This is a genomic window from Rhodopseudomonas parapalustris, assembly GCF_053772255.1.
The window spans coordinates 221614-241397 of sequence record NZ_JAMKBZ010000004.1 but is presented as its reverse complement, the minus strand read 5'-3'; the positions used below and the strand labels follow the sequence as shown (position 1 = coordinate 241397).

Genomic DNA, 19784 nt, shown 5'->3' with positions numbered 1-19784 from the left:
GCGGTGTTCTGCGGCAGATCGGGGCGCTGCGCGGTCGCCGTCAGATCTGTTGGGCGACCTGCTCGAGGCCCATGGCGCGGGCCAGCTTGCGTACTTCCTGTTTCTGATCCTCGCGCAACTGGAACAGCAGCGGCATCGCGGCGTATTTGAGCTGCTGCACCTCGGCGCTGTCGGGATCGATCATCGGCGCGCCGCTGTCGCGGGGCGACGTATGAAGCTTGCGGCCGATCGCGCGCAGAGCCTGCTCGACCGACGGCCAATAGTATTCCTGCAACGACGACAGATTGAGACGTGTCTTGATTTTCGCGATCTGGCCGTCGCTGAGCAGCGCTTCCTTCGCAGCCGGCTTTGGCTTCGGCTTGTGAATCGGTGCGGTGGCGATTACCGGCGGCAGCTTGGTGGTTGCTTTCGGAGCGGCGCTGATCGGTTCAGACTGGGCGGCTTCGGGGAGCGCTGTGATCGGCAGTTCGTCGGTCGCATAGGCGAGCTGCATCGGCTTGGCGGAGGCGGTTGGCTCGACGGCGGCAGTCGTGGTGGGGGCGTCGGCTGCCTGTTCCTGCACCGGGTCCGCCTCGGAGAAGTCCGGCTGCTGCAGCGCGACCTCGAGCTTATTGGCCTTCACGTCGCGGTTGGCGATCGGCAGTTCGATCGCGGCGACGCTGGCGGAACCAGCGGCCGGCACGCTGGCGCGTGCAAGGATGCTTGCCGCGGACGCACTCGCCAGGAGTACGCACGCCAACGCAGAAAGTATCACGGCCTTGGTCAAGCTGATCTCCGTCGTGGCGACGAACGGTTGCTCGTATCGCTCTAAAATGCAGAGGAAATATGGCTGTTAGTGCCAGCTATGAGCAGTTCCGCGGCGCGCTTGGTTCCCGTGCTCCGCGGGCCGACCGATCACGCGGCTGCGTACATCGGCATCTCGGCGAGCTCATACGCCTCCTGAATATCAGCGATGATCTCGGAGGCTTCCCACAGCGCGTCGGGTGCGACCGACTGGATGCTGATCGTCCAGTTGCCGCCCTTGCGGGTGCGCGGCGTCGCGACGATGTCGAAGCGTACGTCGCGGCACAGCGGATGGCGATGCAGCGCATGAGCGACCCGGACACGGAGTTCGTCGAGGGTCGCGGAGGTCTTTTGGACATACAGCATGGCGACGTCCACCTGGGCTGTGGTGTACGCCTACGATGCGGGATCGGTCATCGACGGAGCCCCGCGTCGCGGCAGCTCTATTGTCGGGCGAACATGGTTAATGCGGTGTTAAGCCGATTCTCGCGACCGGATCGCCTCGTCAAACACGCGGACTGATCCCCCGCGCTCGCATTCCAATCAGCTCACATTCCGATCAGCGCTGCTCGACGACCAGGTTCTGGACCGCGCGACCGAAGTAACCATGGGCGTCGGCGAGCTTCGACGAGGCAATGCCGGCGCCGTCCGGCCCCAGCCACATTTCGGAGTTCAGCAGCACCCAGTCGCCGATCGGCTGCCGGGCGAAGAACACGTTGAGGTCGGCGTTGATGAAGGTCCAGTGCTTGAAGTCGAGGATCGACGAGGTCGCGTTGCTGAAGTCGGAGGCGATCACCGCGCGCATCGCCTGCGAGGTCGGCTGCCCTTCGACCAGGGCGCGGTCGGCCCGATACCAGGTCGCGCCTGGACCGATCTCGCCGAAGCCGCCATAGACCTTGCGCAACGACATCCCGCGGACGAACGGGTTGCGGGTGAAGCCGGGGTCGAGGACCGGGCAGTCGTCGGGAGCAGGCACATCCAGCGGCGGATGTTCGATATCGTCGGGCAGATCGGGCGGCGCAACCCGGATCTTCAGCACGGTGGCGCCGACCACGACGACGCCCTTCGACAGCAGCCGCACGGCGCAGAGCTGGATCTTGCGGCCCTCGCGCAGCACTTCGGTCTGGTAGGTCAGTGGTCCCACCGGCACCGGGCGCAGCAGGTCGACGGTGACGCGCGCGATCTGCATCGGCGACGGCGCCGGGATCTGCTCGGCCAGATAGGTGACCAGCGCGGACGGCGGCGAGCCGTGCTGCATCGTCGGGTCCCACGGGCCCGCCGCGTTCGGGCTGGTTTCGATGTCGTTGCCGTCGATGCGGTAGATGGCGTCCATGAGGGGGCTTCCAGAACGGGCGAGGTCGGGACTTTGCCTCGTCATTGCGAGCGAAGCGAAGCAATCCAGTGCACGGTGCACCGAGCTGGATTGCTTCGTCGTTTCACTCCTCGCAATGAGCGGAGTGAGGAGGGAACGACAGTTGTCGCCTCACAGCGGCGGGTCGATCGCCTCGTCGTATTCCTTCTTGAAGCGGGCGATCAGTTCGCCGGCGGGCAGCACGGCGTCGATGCTGCCGATGCCCTGGCCGGCACCCCAGATTTCCTTCCAGGCCTTCGGCTTGGCGCGCTCGCCGGATTCGTCGGTGCCGAAATTCATCTTCGTGGGATCGGACTGTTCGAGATTGTCCGGGTCCATGCCGGCCGCGACGATCGACGGCTTCAAGTAGTTGCCGTGCACGCCGGTGAACAGGTTGGAATACACGATGTCGTCGGCGCCGGAGGTGGTGATCATCTCCTTGTAGCGGTCGATCGCGTTGGCTTCCTTGGTGGCGATGAAGGCCGATCCGATATAGGCGAAGTCGGCGCCGAGCATCCGGGCTGCGCGGATCGCCTTGCCGTTGGCGATCGCGCCGGACAGGGCGATCGGGCCGTTGTACCAGGCGCGCGTTTCGGTGACGAACGCGAACGGCGACTGCGTGCCGGCATGGCCGCCAGCGCCGGCCGCCACCAGGATCAGGCCGTCGGCGCCCTTCTCGACCGCCTTGTGGGCGAACCTCTGATTGATGACGTCGTGGAAGACGATGCCGCCCCAATTGTGCGCGGCCTGGTTCAGCTCTTCGCGGGCGCCGAGCGAGGTGATCAGCATCGGCACCTTGTGCTTCTCGCAAAGCGCCAAGTCGGCATCGAGCCGGTTGTTTGATTTGTGCACGATCTGGTTGACGGCGAACGGCGCCGACGGACGCTCCGGATGCGCCTTGTCGTAGGCGGCGAGCTCTTCCTTGATCTGGTGCAGCCACTCGTCGAGCAGCGCCGCGGGACGCGCGTTCAGCGCCGGAAACGACCCGACCACGCCGGCCTTGCATTGCGCGATCACCAGCTCGGGACCCGAAATAATGAACAGCGGTGAGCCGATCACCGGGACCGACAGGCGGCCCTTGAACAATGCAGGCATGGGCATTTCGAGTTTCTCCTTGTTTGTTGTGTTTGGCGGCGCACCGCGGCGACACAAAAGCAAGCGAGGAACCGACCTGCAAGCCGGGATTTGGCGAATTCGTAGCCTTTCGACGCAAGCGCGCGCTTCGTCGCAGCGATCAGGCGCTCTCTACTGGCACCATGCCCGCGTGACGAAATTTTCGGTGCGGCAATCGCCCGGCTGGCGTGGGCGCCCGGGGATCAGAACCTTGGCCGAGCACTTCTCGGTGGAGTCGACGCCGAGGCTCTTGCCGAGGCGGTAGCCCTTCGATCGGCACAAGATATCCGCGGCGGCCTGACAATCTGGTCCGCTGCCCTGCACCACCGGGCAGACCTGATGCCCGCTGACCACCTCCGGCACCATCGGCGACGATGGGGCGGGCGGAGAAGGGGGCGGCGCCGGTGATGCCGCTTGCGGTGGCGAGGCTGGTGGTGGGGGCGGAGGATTCGTGGGTGGAGCCGGCGCGTCCTTGCTGTCGCTCCCGAACGACGGCAGCAGCGACTTCGACGGTAACAGCGATGACGGCGTCTTCAGCAGCTTCTGAATTTCATCGACCAGGCCGGGATTGTCCGAGGGCGGCGGCACAGGTGGCGGCGGCTGATCGGTCGGCGGCGATGGAGGCGGCGAAGATTGCGCTGATGCAGGTGCGCCGAGCAGGACGATTGCGGCCATCGTGGCTACGACAGCGCCGACGCGCGGCGGCACGAGACACCGGCGCAACATGCGGTTCGGAACGGACATGGCTCAACCTACGCCGATGCGCCGGCAGAAAGAAGGCTGCTGGCCGCCGCTAGACCAGTTTGAGCGCGATGACGAAGCCCAGCACCAGCAGCACCGCGCCGATCGTCACCCACATCCCGAGTCGTTTTTCGATCTGCTCGCGGATCACCACGCCGTAGCGATTCAGCACCACCGCCACGATGAAGAACCGGCCGCCGCGGGCGATGATCGAGAACAGGATGAACAGCCAGATATCGTAGCCGGCGAAGCCCGACGTGATCGTCACCAGCTTGTAGGGGATCGGGGTGAGGCCCTTGAGCAGGATGATCCAGGCGCCCCATTCGGCGTAGCCGGCGCGGAACGCCTCGACCTTGTCGGCATAGCCGTAGAGCTGAATCAGCCAGTGCCCGACCGAGTCGTACAGCAGCGCGCCGATCGCGTAGCCGACCACTCCGCCCGCCACCGAGGTGACGGTGCACAGCGCGGCGTAGAACCAGGCGCGCTGAGGCCGCGCCAGCGACATCGGGATCAACATCACGTCCGGCGGGATCGGGAAGAACGAGCTCTCCGCGAACGACACCAGCCCGAGAATCCACAGGGCATAGGGTTTGTGGGCGGCGTCGATGCACCAGTCGTAGATTTTGCGCAGCATGGAGCGCGATCAACCATTCCGTCGCCGGTTTGTCCATGACGCAAATAGCACAGATGCTGAAGAACAGAGGTTGGAGGACGGCGGGCCGCAAACGGCTCCTCAGCGGCGCTTGCGCACCGCGCGGGCCTCTTGGGTCCCCACCGGGCGGCGGCTGGCGTGCTGGACCGGCGGATTGGCAATTTTGACCCGCGACTTCGGCAGCTTCTCGGCAATGCCGAGCAGAGTCTCGCGGCGTCGCATTTCGGCCCAGACATCATCCGGCCGGACTCCAGCCGAAGCCCACAGCACCGTGAGATTGTAGAGCAAGTCGGCGCTTTCGCGGACCACCGCCTCGCGGTTGCCGTTGACGGCGTCGATCACCACTTCGATCGCCTCTTCGGCGAGCTTCTTGGCCATCTTGCCTGAGCCGCGCTGAAACAAGCGAGCCGTCCGCGACGTCGCAGGATCGAGATCCCGCGCCGCGAGCACGGCCTGATAAAGGCGGTCGAGCGAATCAGCCATATTCAGAGCCTAGCTGATTTCGATGTCAGTCGTGTAAACGCAACTCAGGCGCGATGTTCGATCCGAGCGGAACGGTTCGCACCTGAGCGTCAATTCGGGTGTCTAGTAGCCGTAGTAGTACGGTCGCGGGCCATAAGGTGCGCCATAATAGCGCGGCCCCCCGTAATAACCCGGGCCCGGTCCGTAGTAGTAACGGTACCGGCTTTCATAGGCGTCGCGCTGCGCCTGGGCGGCGGCAATCGCGCCGATGGTGCCGACGATTCCGGCGAAGGCTGCCGCGGCAGCAGCGCCGCCGTTGCCGCCGCGGCGGACGTGGCGCCGCTTGCGCGCGCTGACGTCGGTCAGCGGTGCGGCTTCGGTCGCCGGACCTGCGGCCTGTAGCTTGCTGGGAGAGGCTGCGAATGCCGCAGCGGGTTCGAGCACCGGGGCGGCCAGCGCCACAGCAGTCACGAACGCGACGGCTCGGCCGCCCGACGACCACAAGGATTTACGCTTCTGCATCTGCATCCTCCGCCTGACGGGGTTGTGTCTGGGTGATCCGGAGTGACAACCTTTGTGGTTTAGCTAAGGTTCCGCCTTGGAAACACAAGGCCGGACTGCATGCGGCGCAGATTTGCGGTTCCGACCTGCGAAACGCAAATGGCCGGGGCGAACCCGGCCATTCAGAATCGTGGGAAGCTCAGCGGCTATGAGGCTGGCAATCAGCCCTTGGCGAGCTGCTGATCGAGGTCGTGAAGCACCTGGTAGCAGGGCAGCACCTGCGCGACGGAGGCGTTCGGTTCGCGGCCTTCGCGGATCGCGGCGAAGAACTCGCGGTCCTGCAGCTCGATGCCGTTCATCGAAACGTCGACCTTGGAGACGTCGATCTTCTCTTCCTTGCCGTTCACCAGATCGTCGTAACGCGCAATGTAGGTGCCGTTGTCGCAGATGTAGCGGAAGAAGGTGCCGAGCGGGCCGTCATTGTTGAACGACAGCGACAGCGTGCAGATCGCGCCGTTCGCCGCCTTGAGCTGGATCGACATGTCCATCGCGATTCCGAGGTCGGGATGGATCGGGCCCTGCACCGCATTGGCCTTCACGATCGGCGAGCCGGCCTGATAGGCGAACAGATCGACTGTGTGGGCGGCGTGGTGCCACAGCAGGTGATCGGTCCAGCTCCGCGGCTGGCCGAGCGCGTTCATGTTGGTGCGGCGGAAGAAGTAGGTCTGCACGTCCATCTGCTGGATGTTCAGCTCGCCGGCCTTGATCTTCTTGTGCACGTATTGATGGCTGGGATTGAAGCGGCGGGTGTGGCCGCACATTGCCACCAGGCCGGTCTGCTTCTGCAGATCGACCACCGCCTGCGCGTCCTTCAGCGAGTCCGCCAGCGGAATTTCGACCTGGACGTGCTTGCCGGCGCGCAGGCAGTCGATGCCCTGCTGCGCATGCATCTGGGTCGGGGTGCAGAGAATGACCGCATCAACCTCTTTGATCGCCAACGCGTCGGACAGCTCGGTCGAGACGTGACCGATGCCGTATTTGGTCGCGACCTCCTGGGTCTGTTCGAGCCTGCGGCCGATCAGCGACACCACCTCGACGCCGTCGATGTTCTTGATGCCGTCGAGATGCTTGATGCCGAACGCGCCCGCTCCCGCGAGCGCAACTTTGATCGTCTTTGCCATGTCAGGCGTTCTCCAGAATGAGGTGGCCGACCGCAGTGTTGCTGGCCGGGACGTGGTAGAAACGGTGGGCGACCTTGGGCTTGGGTCCGCCGGTGGCGTCGGCCATTGCGCCGCGCGCGATCAGCCACATCACCAGCTCGATGCCTTCGGAGCCCGCCTCGCGGACGTAGTCGATATGCGGCTTCTTCGACAGCCCATCCGGATCGCTGATGAGCTGGTCGAGGAAGGCGTTGTCCCACTCGCGATTGATCAGCCCGGCACGCGGGCCCTGGAGCTGGTGGCTCATGCCGCCGGTGCCCCAGATCTGCACGTTGAGATCCTCGTCGTAGGAGCGGATCGCCTTGCCGATCGCCTGGCCGAGCATGTAGCAGCGCCGGCCCGACGGCACCGGGTATTGCACGACGTTGACGGCGAATGGGATCACCGGGCACGGCCAGGCCTGCGGCTCGCCGCACATCAGGCTGAGCGGCACGGTGAGGCCGTGATCGACGTCCATCTTGTTGACGATGGTGAGGTCGAAATCGTCCTGGATCACCGACTGGGCGATGTGCGCGGCGAGACGCGGATGGCCGACCACCTTCGGCACCGGGCGTGGCCCCCAGCCTTCGTCGGCCGGCTGATATTCCGCCGCCGTGCCGATCGCGAAAGTCGGGATCAGGTCGAGACTGAAGGCGGTGGCGTGATCGTTGAAGACCAGGAAGATCACGTCCGGCTTCTCGGTCTTCAGCCACTCCTTGGAGAATTCGTAGCCCTTGAACACCGGCTGCCAATAGTCTTCGCCGGTCTTCTTCATGTCGATCGCGGCGCCGATCGCCGGGACGTGCGAAGTGTAAACGCTGGCGGTGATCCGGGCCATTATTTCTTCTCCCCGACGTAACGGTTGCCTTCGATCGGGCGGCCGCCGCCGACCATCATGTTGCGGTATTCATCTTCGGTCATCCCGGTCATCGAGCCGGCCATCTGCTGGAAGCTCTTGCCGTCGGTGGCGCCGATCTTGGCCAGAAAGTAGATGTTGCCGCCGAGCGCGATGCAGCGGTTGAGATCGCGGGCGAGCACCGCCTGTTTCTGGTCCTCGGTCATCGGCCACTCGTCGAGATAGGCGCGCTCGTCGGCCTTGAAGCGGGCGCGGTTCTCGGCCTTCATCAGCGACATGCAGAATTGGTTGAGATGATAGCCCTGGCGCGACATGTCGGCATCGAAGATCGTGGTGCCGGGCACGTCCTTATAGGGTTTGTCGAGGGGCATGGCGGGGTCTCCTCTGGAACTCGGTTATGATTCGTCATTGCGAGGAGCGAAGCGACGAAGCAATCCAGCTCAGTGCTGGTGACTTCTGGATTGCTTCGCTTCGCTCGCAATGACGGCAAAACGAATTACTTCTCCTCCGGCCAGTACAGCCGCATCGGATTGTCGACCAGTAGTTTACGTTGAAGTTCCGGCGTGGTTGCGATGTGGGGAATGAAGTCGACCAACAGGCCGTCGTCCGGCATGTGGTCCTTCAGGTTCGGATGCGGCCAGTCGGTTCCCCACAGCACGCGGTCCGGGAAGGTCTCGACGATACGGCGGGCGAACGGCACGACGTCGCGATAGGCGGATCGTTCGCCGTTCAGCGCCGGCGGGCCGGACACCGACAGCCGCTCCGGGCAGCTTACCTTCGACCAGACATTGGCATGCTCCCGCATGAACTTGACGAACAGCTCGAATTCGGGGCCGAGGACCGGCTTGGTGACGTCGGGGCGGCCCATGTGGTCGACCACGACAGTGGTCGGCAGGCTGGTGAAGAAATCCCACAGCTCCGGCAGATCGACCGCCTCGAAATAGATCACAACGTGCCAGCCGAACTGCTTGATCCGTTCGGCGATCTCGACCAGTTCGTCCTTCGGCGTGAAATCGACCAGCCGCTTGACGAAGTTGAAGCGGACACCCCGGACGCCGGCCTCGTGCATCGCCTGCAGTTCGGCATCGGTGACACTGCGCTTCACCGTGGCGACGCCGCGGGCTTTGCCGTCCGAATTCACCAGCGCGTCGACCATCGCCCGGTTGTCTGCACCGTGGCAGGTCGCTTGCACCACGACGTTGCGGGAGAAGCCGAGATGATCGCGCAGCGCATAAAGCTGCTGTTTCGACGCATCGCACGGCGTGTACTTGCGCTCCGGCGCGAACGGAAATTCGTCGCCCGGCCCGAACACGTGGCAATGCGCATCGACGGCGCCGGCCGGGACTTTGAAGGTCGGCTTCGAGGGGCCTTGGTACCAGTCGAGCCAGCCGGGGGTTTTCTCAAATTTCATTCGGTTACTCGTCTCAAGTCAGCGCTGGTTCAAATAAGCGCTCGTTGAAGTCAGCTTATGTTTCGCCTCGGCCTCTCATCTCCCCTCCCCTTGCGGGGAGGGGGCGGGGGTCCCCAAGCACTGCGACTCGTGGACCCCCACCCCGGCCTCCGCTTCGCTCGGCCGACCCTCCCCGCAAGGGGAGGGGTGCCATCAGCGCCGCGGCCAATTCCTCTGCCGTTCGCCGCCGTTCCTGCGGCGTTACGTCTTCGTCTCGTCCTTCACCTTCGCCAGAATTCGATCAGCCTCAGTCCGCCAATCGCTACTCCGCGCGAACGTCTTGTCGCCGCGCTTGCCGAACAGTCCCTCGTCGGCGAGGTCGGCCACCCAGGCCTGGCGCTCGGCGGTGCCTTGCGCCGACCACGGCGTCAGCCCGGCCTCGCGGACCGTCTCGGCGACTTCGCGGACTTCCTCCGCGCGGCGGCGGCCGTGTTCGATGACGCGCTGGAAGAAGTAGGCGCCCTGCTTCTCCCAATCGATGCTCGGGAAGGTCTCCTGCAGCGAGGCGATCACCGCGTCCTCGACGCCGTAGGCGCGCGCGGTGGTGAAACTCTCGATCACCATCGCCTCCAGCCCCTTGATCATGATGCTGCGGCACATCTTGGTGGCGGACGCGACGCCGAGCCGGTCGCTCGCCGGCTTGGCGGCGAAGCCGAGCGCATTGATCAGCGGCGCCAGCTCGGCCGCGTGCGGCCCGCCGAGCAGCAGCGGCACCTTGATCCGATAGGGCGGTACCGAGGTCATCACCGCGCCCTCGACATAGCGCCCTTGGGCGCCGTCGATCAGCGCCGCGGCGCGCTGCTTGGCGCCGGGCGAGGCCGAGTTGAAGTCGAGAAACCAGGTGCCCTGGTTGATCCCGCCAGCGCAGGCTTCCGCGACCGCGACGGTCTGGCTCGCCGTCACCGCGGAGATGATGAAGTCGCCGCGCCCGGCGAGCTCGGCATGCGAGGCGGTCAGCGTCACGCCATGCGCCGCGGCGTGGTCGCGCAGCGGACCGCCGCGGTCGTCGCCGAGCTTCAGATCGTAAGCCGCGACATGGATGTCTAGCGCGCGCAGATCCTCGGCGAGAATCTTGCCGACCTCGCCGTAGCCGACGATCCCGATGCGCCACTGTTTCGGATCGCTGCTCATCAGTCGATGTACTTCAGTCCGGCTTTTTCGAGCGGCTCGCGCATCTTGTACATGTCGAGGCCGAGCACTCCGCTCGCGAGCTTGGCGCGCTTCTCGGCTTCGTTGGCCTCGCGGGCTTCGGCCGCATCGGCTGCCATCTGTGCGACTGCGGCCGGCACCACCACGACGCCGTCGTCATCGGCAATCACCACGTCACCGGGGGTGACATGGGCGCCGGCCGCGACCACCGGGATGTTGACCGAGCCGAGCGTCGCTTTCACCGTGCCCTTGGCGTGGATCGCCTTCGACCACACCGGGAACTTCATCTCGGTGAGATCGCGGACGTCGCGGACGCCGGCGTCGATGATCAGGCCGAGCGCGCCGCGGGCGCGGAAGCTTGTCGCCAAAAGATCGCCGAAGAAGCCATCGGTGGAGTCCGCCGTGCAGGCCGCGACCACGACGTCGCCGGGCTGAATTTGCTCGGCGACCACATGCATCATCCAGTTGTCGCCCGGCTGCAGGAGCACGGTGACGGCGGTGCCGCAGATATGCGCGCCGGAGTAGATCGGCCGCATATACGGCGCCATCAGGCCGACGCGGCCCATCGCCTCGTGCACGGTGGCGACGCCGAACCGCGACAGTTTTTCGACCGCAGCCTTGTCGGCGCGGCCGATGTTGCGCTTGACGATGCCGAGATCGTTCATCCGCACGGTCATTGTTACTTACCCTTCGCCTTGAGCGCGGCATCGAGCCGCGGATAGACGCGGCGGGCGTTGCCTTCGTAGATCTGCTGCTTCTCTTCCGGCGTCAGGATCGTCGACGCCTCGATGTAGCGCTTGGTGTCGTCGTAGTAGAAACCGGTTTTGGGATCGATGCCGCGCACCGCTCCGATCATCTCCGAGGCGAACAACACGTTTTCGACCGGAATCACTGTGTTGAGCAGGTCGATGCCGGGTTGGTGATAGACGCAGGTGTCGAAGAAGATGTTGTTGAGGACGTGGTCCTCGAGCAGCGGCTTCTTCATTTCCTGTGCGAGGCCGCGGAACCGGCCCCAGTGATACGGCACCGCGCCGCCGCCGTGCGGGATCACGAATTTCAGCTCCGGGAAATCCTTGAACAGGTCGCCGGTGACGCACTGCATGAAGGCGGTGGTATCGGCGTTGAGATAATGTGCGCCGGTGGTGTGGAAGCAGGCGTTGCAACTGGTCGAGACGTGGATCATCGCCGGAATCTCCAGCTCGACCATCTTCTCGTAGATCGGATACCAGATCCGGTCGGTCAGCGGCGGCGAGGTCCAGTGCCCGCCCGACGGATCGGGATTGAGGTTGATAGCGACGAAGCCGTATTCCTTGACGCACTTTTCCAGCTCGGGAATGCACGTCTTCGGATCGACGCCGGGCGATTGCGGCAGCATTGCCGCGCCGATGAAGTTGTCGGGGAAGAGCTGCGAGACGCGGTAGCACAGCTCGTTGCAGATCGCCGCCCAGGTCGACGAGACGTTGAAGTCGCCGATGTGGTGCGCCATGAACGAGGCGCGCGGCGAGAACACCGTCAGGTCGCTGCCGCGCTCCTGCATCTTCTTGAGCTGGTTCTCGATGATCGAAGCGCGCAGCTCGTCGTCCGAAATCTTCAGCTCGGACACTTTCGGCATCGCGGACGGATCCTTGATGCCGGCGATCTGCCGGTTGCGCCAATCCTCCAGCGCCTTCGGCGCTGTGGTGTAGTGGCCGTGGATGTCGATGATCATCGGGTGTCCTCGAGTAGTTTGTTCTCTGTCATTGCCGGGCTCGACCCGGCAATCCATCGTTCTTCGGATGATGGATGCGCGGGTCAAGCCCGCGTATGACGTCGGTTATGTGGTTGCCCGCTCGCTAACTCAGCGAGCATCGATACGCGTTCCAGTTTCGTCGTTGTTTCACCCCGCGCGCCGCAGCGCTGTATCGCTGGTCTGCTTGCCGTCCCACACCGTGCCCGGCACCATCGCTTCGCCGCGCATGATCAGGCGGGCGGTACGCAGCAAGGCGGCGCGGGTGACGGTCTGCGGATTGGCCGGATCGACTTCGATCTCGACCGAGAATTCGCCGGTCGGGTGCTCCACCGAGATCTGCTTCACATTTCCATCCGGCACCTGGGCGATGCCGTCGGTGACGCTGCCTTTCAGCACGCAGGCGGTCGCCACCGTGACGGCGGCGAGCACGCCGATCGCGTCGTGGCAGACGTGCGGGATGAAACTGCGGGTCGAAATGCTGCCGCCGGCACGCGGCGCCGAGATCAGCGTCATCTTCGGGTAGTTCTTCGACGTCACGTCGCCGAGCTGCATGGCGTGGCCGCAGGCGATCCGCAGTTTTTCCAGCCGTGCCTTGAGATCGGTGTCGGCATTGAGCTGCGCGACGCCCTCATAGCCGGTGCGGCCGACGGCCTCGGCCCGAAACATCACCAGCGGCATTCCATTGTCGATGCAGGTGACCTCGACGCCGTCGATGACGTCGCGGACATTGCCGGTTGGCAACAGACCAGGGGCGACCGAGCCTGCGGTATCGAGGAAGTTGATCTTGATCGGCGCCGAGGTGCCGGGTGCGCCGTCGATCCGCGCGTCGCCGTCGTAGGAGACGTGTCCGTCCGGCGTCTGCACGGTGATGTCGCACTGCATGTCGGTGTTGAGCGTCAGCACGCGCAGCGTCGTGGTAGCGCTCTGCGCTTCCACCATGCCGGTCTCCAGTGCGAACGGCACCACGGCTGCCAGCATGTTGCCGCAGTTCGGTGTGGTATCGACGGTGTCCTTGTCGGGCTGAAGCTGGGCGAACAGGAAGTCGAGATCGACGCCGGGCTTCGATCCTTTGGACACGATGCCGACCTTGCTGGTGAGCGGATGCGCGCCGCCAAGGCCGTCGATCTGGCGGCGGTCGGGCGAGCCCATCACCGCAAGCAGCACCTTGTCGCGGGTCGCGATGTCGCTCGGCAGATCGGCAGCGTTGAAGAAGGGGCCGCGTGAGGTCCCGCCGCGCATGAACAGGCAGGGAATAGCGGTTTGCATTCGTTTCCTTCCGAATTGTTATTGCTATTGTGGCCGGGCGGCCTGAACGACGCCACCGCGGGTGGTCTATAACAGCTATCGGCTTCCGGCATGGCAAGTGCGGAAATCGATGCCGAAACTGTGAGCCGAGATCAGGTCGGCAGGCCTTTGACCAGCTCGGTCAGCAGTCGCATCGCGTGCTGCGCCAGCGGCGTCGGCCGCCGCGTCGCCGGAACCACCAGGCACAGCGCGCTCGCCGGTGCCGGGTCGATCAACGGGCGCATCACCAGCTCGGCGGCGCGCGGCGTGGCGGCGACGCCGCTGCGCGTCAGCACCGCATGTCCGTAACCGGCGCAGACCAGCTCGATGATCGACGGTACACTTGATACCTCCCAGGCGATGTCGAGCTTGACCCCGGCCAGTGCGGCTTCGTTCTCCAGCAGCCGGCGCATCGCGTGGACCCGTTCGGGAACGATCAGCGGATATTTCGACAGTTCCTTGAACGGAAGCGGCGCCGCCGCGGCGCGGCGTTTGCCGGCGGGCGCGTAGCTGACCAGCCCGAGCGGCTCCTGCAACAACGGCGTGATCTCGATGCCGGACTGCGCGTCCGGATTGTAGACGAGGCCGACATCGGCGCGGCCGGTGGTGACCCATTCGATGACATGCGACGACAGGCCTTCGACGATCGCCAGTCGCGCCGCCGGCAACGTCCGCTTGACGTGATCGATCAGCGGCAGCGTCAGTTGTCGCGCGATCGATGGCGGCAGGCCGATGGTGACGCGGCCGACCGGTGCGTCGCGGCTGGCGCCGAGGTCCTCGCGGGCGTGGGCGACCATCTGCATGATCGCGACCGAGTGGTCGAACAGCCGTCGCCCCGCCTCGGTCAGCGCGACGCCGCGGCCGTTACGCAGAAACAATTGCTGACGCAGTTCGGTCTCCAGCCCGCGCACCTGCCGGCTGAGCGCCGGCTGGGCCACATCCAGCACCATCGCCGCCTTGCTGAAGGAGCCGAGCTCGGCGACGTGCATGAAGTATTCGAGCTGCTTGAGATTCATCGCTGGATTGCGGGGCCGCCGCTATTGCCGCTCGATCCCGGCCTGCTCGATCACGGCGCGCCATTTGTCGATATCTGCGCGCAGCCGGGCCGCCAACTGCTCAGGGGTCGAGGGTTTGGCGTCGATGCCGAGTTCGAGCATCTTCTTCTTGAGCACGGGATCGACGAGAATCTCCTGCAGCGCCGTGTTCAAGGCGCCGATCACCGCGGGCGGTGTGCCGGCCGGCGCGAACAGCCCGTTCCAGGACTCGATGCTGGCCTCGATGCCGCTTTCGCGCAGCGTCGGGATGTCGGGCGTGATCTTGGAGCGCAGCGGTCCGGTCGCCGCCAACGCCCGGAGCTTGCCGTCGGCGAGATTGCCCTTCAGCGCCGAATAGCTGTCGATCGTCAGATCGACGCTGTCCTGCAGCAGTGCCACTAGCACCTCCGGTGTTCCGCGAAACGGAACGATCACGAAGTCGACGCCGGCCGCGGTCTTGAACAGTTCGGCGGCGAGGTTCTGCGTACTGCCGGTGTTGATGGTGCCGACATTGAGCGCGCCGGGCTTCTGCTTCGCCGCCTTGACGACGTCTTCCAGCGTCTTGAACTTGGAGTCGGCGCGGACCGCGAACAGGAAATCGAACGTTCCCAGGCTGGAGATCGGCGCGAAATCCTTCACCGGATCGAACGGCAGCTTCTTGAACAGTGACACGCTGATCGCGGTGCCGTTCGACAGCAGCGCCAGCGTCGTGCCGTCAGGCTGCGCCGAGATCACCGTGCGCGCCGCGCTGATGCCGCCGGCGCCCGGCTGGTTCTCGACATAGAACCGCTGGCCAAGCTTGGTGCCGAGCTGATCGGCGATCAGCCGCGCGGTGATGTCGGCGACGCCGCCGGCCGCGAACGGCAGCACGATCCGCACCGGTCGGGTCGGATACAGGCCCTGGGCGTGCGCCAGGGGTATCGTGCGTGCAGCCGCAAAGGCTACGACGGCGGAGGTCAGGACGGCCCGGCGGGACAAAACAGTACGACGGATCAAGCTCATGACGGGACGATAGTCCAAATGAATCGGATTTCACAGCGACCACTGGCGATTGACCTGATCCGCCGGGGTCGTCAGAGTCCGGTCAACCAACAGGACGGGTCGGCGGAGCTGCCGCCGATTTCAGTCCGACCGAAGAAACCACCGAGGAACGTTGTCCCGATGTCGCAGCCGCCGCTGTTTCGCCCTTTCACTCTGCGTGGCGTCACCGCCAAGAACCGCATCCTGGTCTCGCCGATGTGCCAGTATTCCGCGGTCGACGGCGTGGCCAACGACTGGCACCTGGTGCATCTCGGCAAGTTCGCGCAAGGCGGCGCCGGCATCGTGATGGTGGAGGCGACGGCCGTTACCGCCAATGGCCGCATCACCCATGGCGATCTCGGGCTGTGGAACGACGACCAGGTCCGGCCGCTGGAGCGGATCGCCGCTTTCCTGCGCGACAACGGCGCGGTGCCGGCGATTCAGCTCGCTCATGCCGGCCGCAAGGCGAGCATGCAGCGGCCGTGGTACGGCAACGCGGCGCTGACCGCAGAGGACGCAGCACGCGGCGACCAACCGTGGGACATCGTCGCGCCGAGCTCGATCCCGATGGACGAAGGCTGGCTGACGCCGCAGGAGCTGACCGACGACGATCTCGATCATTTGCTCGATCATTGGCGCAGCGCGACGCTGCGGGCGGTCGAGGCCGGGTTCGAGATGCTCGAAGTGCACTGCGCCCACGGCTATCTGCTGCATTCGTTCCTGTCGCCGCTGTCGAACAAGCGCACCGACGCCTATGGCGGCGATCGCGCGGGGCGGATGCGGTTTCCGTTGGAGGTGATCGAGACGGTGCGCGCCGTCTGGCCCGACAATTTGCCGCTGGCGGTACGGGTATCCTCGGTCGACGGCGTCGACGGTGGCATCGAGCTTGCCGACTCGGTGGTGTTCGCGCGCGAGTCTAAAGCCCGCGGCGCCGATATCATCGATTGCTCGTCGGGCGGTCTGATGGGCTCGGCGACGGCCAACCGGATTCCGCGCGGCTATGGCTTCCAGGTGCCGTTCGCCGAAACGATCCGAACCGAGGCCGAGATTCCGACGATCGCGGTGGGGCTGATCGTTCATCCGGATCAGGCCGAGAAGATCGTCGAGCAGGGCCAAGCCGATCTGATCGCGATCGGCCGCGAGGTGCTGTTCGATCCGAACTGGGCGCTGCACGCCCAGCTCGAACTCACCGAGGGCGACGAGGTGTTTGCCGACTGGCCGAAACAATACGGCTGGTGGCTGGAGCGCCGCGAGCCGGGCCTGCGTCGGCTCGACGGACGGAAGCTGCCGTACCGGCGGAGCTGAGAAATCAGCCGCGGAGATTGACACGCGGATGGCCGGGACACAGCCCGGCCATGACGAATCCGTTCGAAGCGCGACTAATTCGAAGGGCGACGAAGATGCGGGGCGGTAGGATGGGTTGAGCGCAAGCGAAACCCATCGAACCGTTCGATGCCTCCGGATGGGTTTCGCAAGAGCTCAACCCATCCTACGATGTTAACGAGGCGTTACCAGCCGCAACCGCCGCAGCGCGGGCGAACCGGCGCGTAGTAGCTGTAGCCCGGCGACACCATTTCGACGCGTTCGCGGGTGGCGTATTGCGGCGGAATGCGCTCATAGGCGACGCCGCCCGGCGAGACCATCACGGTCTTCGGCACCATCACGGTGCGATACTGCGGCGCGACGCGATGGGCGACGACGCGGCCCGGATTGACCATCACCGTCTCTTCGACAGTGCGGTACTCCGGCGCAACGTATTGCTGCTGGTAGCAACTGTAGCACGGCGGCGGGGCGCAGCCGTAACAAGCGGAAGCGGCGGTCGGCAGCGCAACGGCGGCGCCGGCGACCACGGCGGAAGCGAGCAGAGCAGCGGACAAGCGAGACATGGGCGATCCTCAGCGCCAGAGATGACTATCGCCGCATGATTGGTGGTGATCCCGACATCCGTCAACGATCGAGCGAAATCAACCTTTACGAAGATCATTAACGGTACGTGGTGATAACGCCGAGGACATCGATCGCCCGCAGCGGTCGCGCCGTCAGGCCGCGCGTACCGTGCCCAGGAAACGGCTGACCTCGTCCTTGAGCCGGGTGCTGTCGTGCGCCAGCGACTGCGCTGCCGACAGCACTTCGACGGACGCCGAGCCGGTGGCGGAGGCGCCGCGCTGGACCTCGACGATGTTGACGGCGACCTGCTGCGTCCCTTCGGCGGCATGATGGACGTTGCGCGAGATCTCCTGGGTCGCGGCGCCTTGCTCTTCCACCGCGGAGGCGATCGTCGCGGCGATCTCCGACATTCGCCCGATGGTATCGCCGATCTGGCGGATCGCGCCGACCGACTGATCTGTCGCGTTCTGGATGCCGCCGACCTGCTGGCTGATCTGCTCGGTCGCCTTCGCAGTCTGTTCGGCGAGTTGTTTGACCTCCGCGGCCACCACGGCGAAGCCGCGTCCGGCATCGCCGGCGCGGGCGGCCTCGATGGTGGCGTTGAGCGCCAGGAGGTTGGTCTGTGCAGCGATCGCGTTGATCAACTCGACGACGTCGCCGATGCGCGCTGCGGCTTCGGAGAGATAGCCGACCCGTTCGTTGGTGGTTTGCGCCTGCGCGACCGCCTCGGCGGCGATCCGGGCGGCTTCCTGGACCTGGCGGCTGATCTCGTTGACCGACGACGCCATCTCCTCGCTCGCCGAGGCGACCGATTGCACGTTGGCGGACGCCTCTTCGGACGCGGCCGCCACCAGCGTGGTGAACTGCTGGGCGTGATCGGCGGTCGAGGTCAGGGTCGTTGCCGAGGCTTCGAGCTCGGTCGAGGCCGACGACACCGTTTGGACAATTTCGCCGACTGCCCCTTCGAATTTGTCGGCGAGTACGATCATGTCGCGCTTGCGTTGCTCGGCTGCCAGCCGCTCCTGCGCGGCCTGTGCGGCGGCCTCGGCCGCGGCGCGCTCCTGCGCCTTCAGCTTGCAGGATTCCACGGCCCGCGCCATGTCGCCGATTTCGTCGCTGCGCTGCAGGCCCGGCAGCACTAGGTCCAGTTCGCCATCGCCGAGGCGCCGGATGCCGACGTTCAGTCCGCCCAGCGGCTTGGTGATCGAGCGGGCGATCCAGATGCCGAGCACCATCACGGCCAGGATGATGGCGATGATCGCGATCTGCATCCGGTGTTCGGTCGTCTGCCGCGCGGTCGCCGCCATCGCCTTGGCGTGCTCGGCCTGCTGCCTCACCGTGCTGAACAATTCGTCGAGCGCCGGCTGCAGCGACCGATAGGTCGTCACCATGTCCTTCTCGGCGCGGCCCGAGGCGAGCGCTCCCTCCATCCAGGCCGAGAAGTCGCGTTGGTAGGCGTTGAGTTTCTGGGTGACCTCGGCCTTTGCGGTGTCCGGCAGAGCGGAAGCTGCCAGCACCTCGGCAAATTCGGCGGCGCGCTTCTTCATCTCGTCGCCGTATTTCGGATTGCGGCGGAGCATGAAATCCTTTTCGTGACGGCGCATCATCAGCATCTTCACCATCAGCGCCGGCGCGTCGAACTGGCCGATCGCCTTCTCGATGGCGTGCACTGAAGTCCGCAGGCCCCCTTCGAGGCCGAGCTCTTCTTTGAGGCCGAGCTTGATGCTGGCCTCGGCGAGCCGGCCGAACTGGCGTTGGTAGTTGTCGAATCCCGTCTGCACCGACACCAGGCTGCGCGTCAGTTCGCTCTGGCCGGACGACTCGGTCTGCCGGATCATGTCGGCGAGCGTCTCCGCCGCGACCCGGCCGCTTTGCTGAAACAGCCCGAGATATTGCTCGTCCTTGCGCAGCATGAAGTTCTTTTCGGCGCGGCGCTGTTCGAGCAGGGCAATCTGCAATCGCTCATTGCTGTCGCCGAGCGCGCGGGCGTGTTCGTCGATCAGCCTCGCAGCATCCTGCGAGGACGTTCCGATCATGTGCAGCGCGCCCAAGGCGAGAACGCCGGCGATGCCGACCACGGCGATGGAATTGATTTTGGGCGATAGACCGAGACGAAGAGCCATTGAGGATCCCGAAGAGCCGGAGCGGAGCGCTTGCACTCACTGCGGTGGTGCGGTGGCCAGTGCACGGCAGGAGACCGGTTTGCTGTCCGAACGTGCGATGAATTCGACTGCGATCCCGGCAGGACAGCTTCGAATGTCGCCGATTTGCAGCGAACTAAGCGTGGACCGGCCAGTGCTAAGTTTGCCTTAAGTTCACGCGAGACTCGGCTGTCCTGGTAGTTGCCCGAAGCGGATCGATGAGTTGTCGCGAAGCCCTGCAAACGAGCGACGGTCTGCTGGCGTACATCGCATATGGATCCAAACGAGGCCTGTTGCGAACAGGATCTGTCGCGCGGCTTTGCGTCACGAACTGTGCGGATCGGAGTAGGGTGGTCGGAGCAAGGTGTTGCGCCGTCACCGACCGAGACCGGAGGTCCTGCCGACGAAACTCGATGCCAGCAGATGTCAGGG

General features: G+C 65.2%; 21 protein-coding genes. 1 reads left to right on the top strand and 20 read right to left on the bottom strand.

Translation table 11 applies throughout. The features are described 5' to 3' along the window. Window positions 1–40: 40 nt before the first annotated feature. From M9H71_RS05995 to M9H71_RS05910, 18 genes are all read right to left on the bottom strand, one after another. A complete protein-coding gene (locus tag M9H71_RS05995; RefSeq protein WP_455404156.1) occupies window positions 41–766 on the bottom strand; it encodes a hypothetical protein in 726 nt (241 codons plus the stop codon). Window positions 767–894: 128 nt separating this feature from the next. Further along, a complete protein-coding gene (locus tag M9H71_RS05990) occupies window positions 895–1149 on the bottom strand; it encodes a hypothetical protein (protein ID WP_455404155.1) in 255 nt (84 codons plus the stop codon). A gap of 193 nt (window positions 1150–1342) precedes the next feature. Beyond that, window positions 1343–2116: a thioesterase family protein gene (locus tag M9H71_RS05985; protein ID WP_455404154.1), complete on the bottom strand. Its 774-nt coding sequence runs from the start codon at window positions 2114–2116 to the stop codon at window positions 1343–1345. A 150-nt stretch (window positions 2117–2266) separates the two neighbouring features. Then, window positions 2267–3235, bottom strand: coding sequence for an NAD(P)H-dependent flavin oxidoreductase (locus M9H71_RS05980; protein WP_455404153.1), 969 nt, complete (start codon window positions 3233–3235; stop codon window positions 2267–2269). 144 nt (window positions 3236–3379) lie between these two features. After that, the gene (locus M9H71_RS05975) at window positions 3380–3922 is read right to left on the bottom strand and encodes a hypothetical protein (protein WP_455404152.1); all 543 of its coding nucleotides are present in this window, start codon (window positions 3920–3922) and stop codon (window positions 3380–3382) included. A gap of 118 nt (window positions 3923–4040) precedes the next feature. Further along, complete coding sequence (locus M9H71_RS05970; protein WP_455404151.1) at window positions 4041–4622, bottom strand: YqaA family protein; 582 nt, start codon at window positions 4620–4622, stop codon at window positions 4041–4043. Window positions 4623–4721: 99 nt separating this feature from the next. After that, window positions 4722–5123 carry a phosphoribosyl-ATP diphosphatase gene (hisE, locus tag M9H71_RS05965; protein WP_455404150.1) on the bottom strand — a complete coding sequence of 134 codons (402 nt, stop codon included), beginning with the start codon at window positions 5121–5123 and terminating at the stop codon, window positions 4722–4724. Window positions 5124–5225: 102 nt separating this feature from the next. Next, the gene (locus M9H71_RS05960; RefSeq protein WP_455404149.1) at window positions 5226–5624 is read right to left on the bottom strand and encodes a hypothetical protein; all 399 of its coding nucleotides are present in this window, start codon (window positions 5622–5624) and stop codon (window positions 5226–5228) included. 200 nt (window positions 5625–5824) lie between these two features. Beyond that, on the bottom strand, window positions 5825–6784 hold the full coding sequence (locus M9H71_RS05955) for a Gfo/Idh/MocA family oxidoreductase (protein ID WP_455404148.1): 960 nt from the start codon (window positions 6782–6784) through the stop codon (window positions 5825–5827). 1 nt (window position 6785) lies between these two features. After that, a complete protein-coding gene (locus M9H71_RS05950; RefSeq protein ID WP_455404147.1) occupies window positions 6786–7640 on the bottom strand; it encodes a class III extradiol dioxygenase subunit beta in 855 nt (284 codons plus the stop codon). Further along, on the bottom strand, window positions 7640–8029 hold the full coding sequence (gene ligA / locus M9H71_RS05945; RefSeq protein ID WP_455404146.1) for a protocatechuate 4,5-dioxygenase subunit alpha: 390 nt from the start codon (window positions 8027–8029) through the stop codon (window positions 7640–7642). Before ligA ends, M9H71_RS05950 begins: the two co-directional genes overlap by 1 nt. A gap of 125 nt (window positions 8030–8154) precedes the next feature. Next, window positions 8155–9069, bottom strand: coding sequence for an amidohydrolase family protein (locus M9H71_RS05940; RefSeq protein WP_455404145.1), 915 nt, complete (start codon window positions 9067–9069; stop codon window positions 8155–8157). Window positions 9070–9309: 240 nt separating this feature from the next. Beyond that, the gene (locus M9H71_RS05935) at window positions 9310–10239 is read right to left on the bottom strand and encodes a DUF1932 domain-containing protein (RefSeq protein ID WP_455404144.1); all 930 of its coding nucleotides are present in this window, start codon (window positions 10237–10239) and stop codon (window positions 9310–9312) included. After that, window positions 10239–10934: a 4-carboxy-4-hydroxy-2-oxoadipate aldolase/oxaloacetate decarboxylase gene (gene ligK / locus M9H71_RS05930; RefSeq protein ID WP_455404143.1), complete on the bottom strand. Its 696-nt coding sequence runs from the start codon at window positions 10932–10934 to the stop codon at window positions 10239–10241. Before ligK ends, M9H71_RS05935 begins: the two co-directional genes overlap by 1 nt. 2 nt (window positions 10935–10936) lie before the next feature. Next, the gene (locus M9H71_RS05925; RefSeq protein WP_455404142.1) at window positions 10937–11965 is read right to left on the bottom strand and encodes an amidohydrolase family protein; all 1029 of its coding nucleotides are present in this window, start codon (window positions 11963–11965) and stop codon (window positions 10937–10939) included. Between the two features lie 168 nt (window positions 11966–12133). After that, window positions 12134–13252, bottom strand: coding sequence for a 4-oxalomesaconate tautomerase (locus M9H71_RS05920; protein ID WP_455404141.1), 1119 nt, complete (start codon window positions 13250–13252; stop codon window positions 12134–12136). Between the two features lie 131 nt (window positions 13253–13383). After that, on the bottom strand, window positions 13384–14286 hold the full coding sequence (locus M9H71_RS05915) for a LysR family transcriptional regulator (RefSeq protein WP_455404140.1): 903 nt from the start codon (window positions 14284–14286) through the stop codon (window positions 13384–13386). Between the two features lie 21 nt (window positions 14287–14307). Continuing rightward, window positions 14308–15306: a Bug family tripartite tricarboxylate transporter substrate binding protein gene (locus M9H71_RS05910; protein WP_455404139.1), complete on the bottom strand. Its 999-nt coding sequence runs from the start codon at window positions 15304–15306 to the stop codon at window positions 14308–14310. A gap of 159 nt (window positions 15307–15465) precedes the next feature. Here M9H71_RS05910 and M9H71_RS05905 point away from each other — a divergent pair, with 159 nt between their 5' ends. Next, window positions 15466–16629 (top strand): NADH:flavin oxidoreductase/NADH oxidase, encoded by a 1164-nt coding sequence (locus M9H71_RS05905; RefSeq protein WP_455404138.1) that lies wholly within the window; start codon window positions 15466–15468, stop codon window positions 16627–16629. A gap of 203 nt (window positions 16630–16832) precedes the next feature. Here M9H71_RS05905 and M9H71_RS05900 read toward each other — a convergent pair whose 3' ends face one another. Further along, window positions 16833–17210, bottom strand: coding sequence for a hypothetical protein (locus M9H71_RS05900; RefSeq protein ID WP_455404137.1), 378 nt, complete (start codon window positions 17208–17210; stop codon window positions 16833–16835). Window positions 17211–17363: 153 nt separating this feature from the next. Continuing rightward, window positions 17364–19334 (bottom strand): methyl-accepting chemotaxis protein, encoded by a 1971-nt coding sequence (locus M9H71_RS05895; RefSeq protein WP_455404136.1) that lies wholly within the window; start codon window positions 19332–19334, stop codon window positions 17364–17366. Between the last annotated feature and the right edge of the window lie 450 nt (window positions 19335–19784).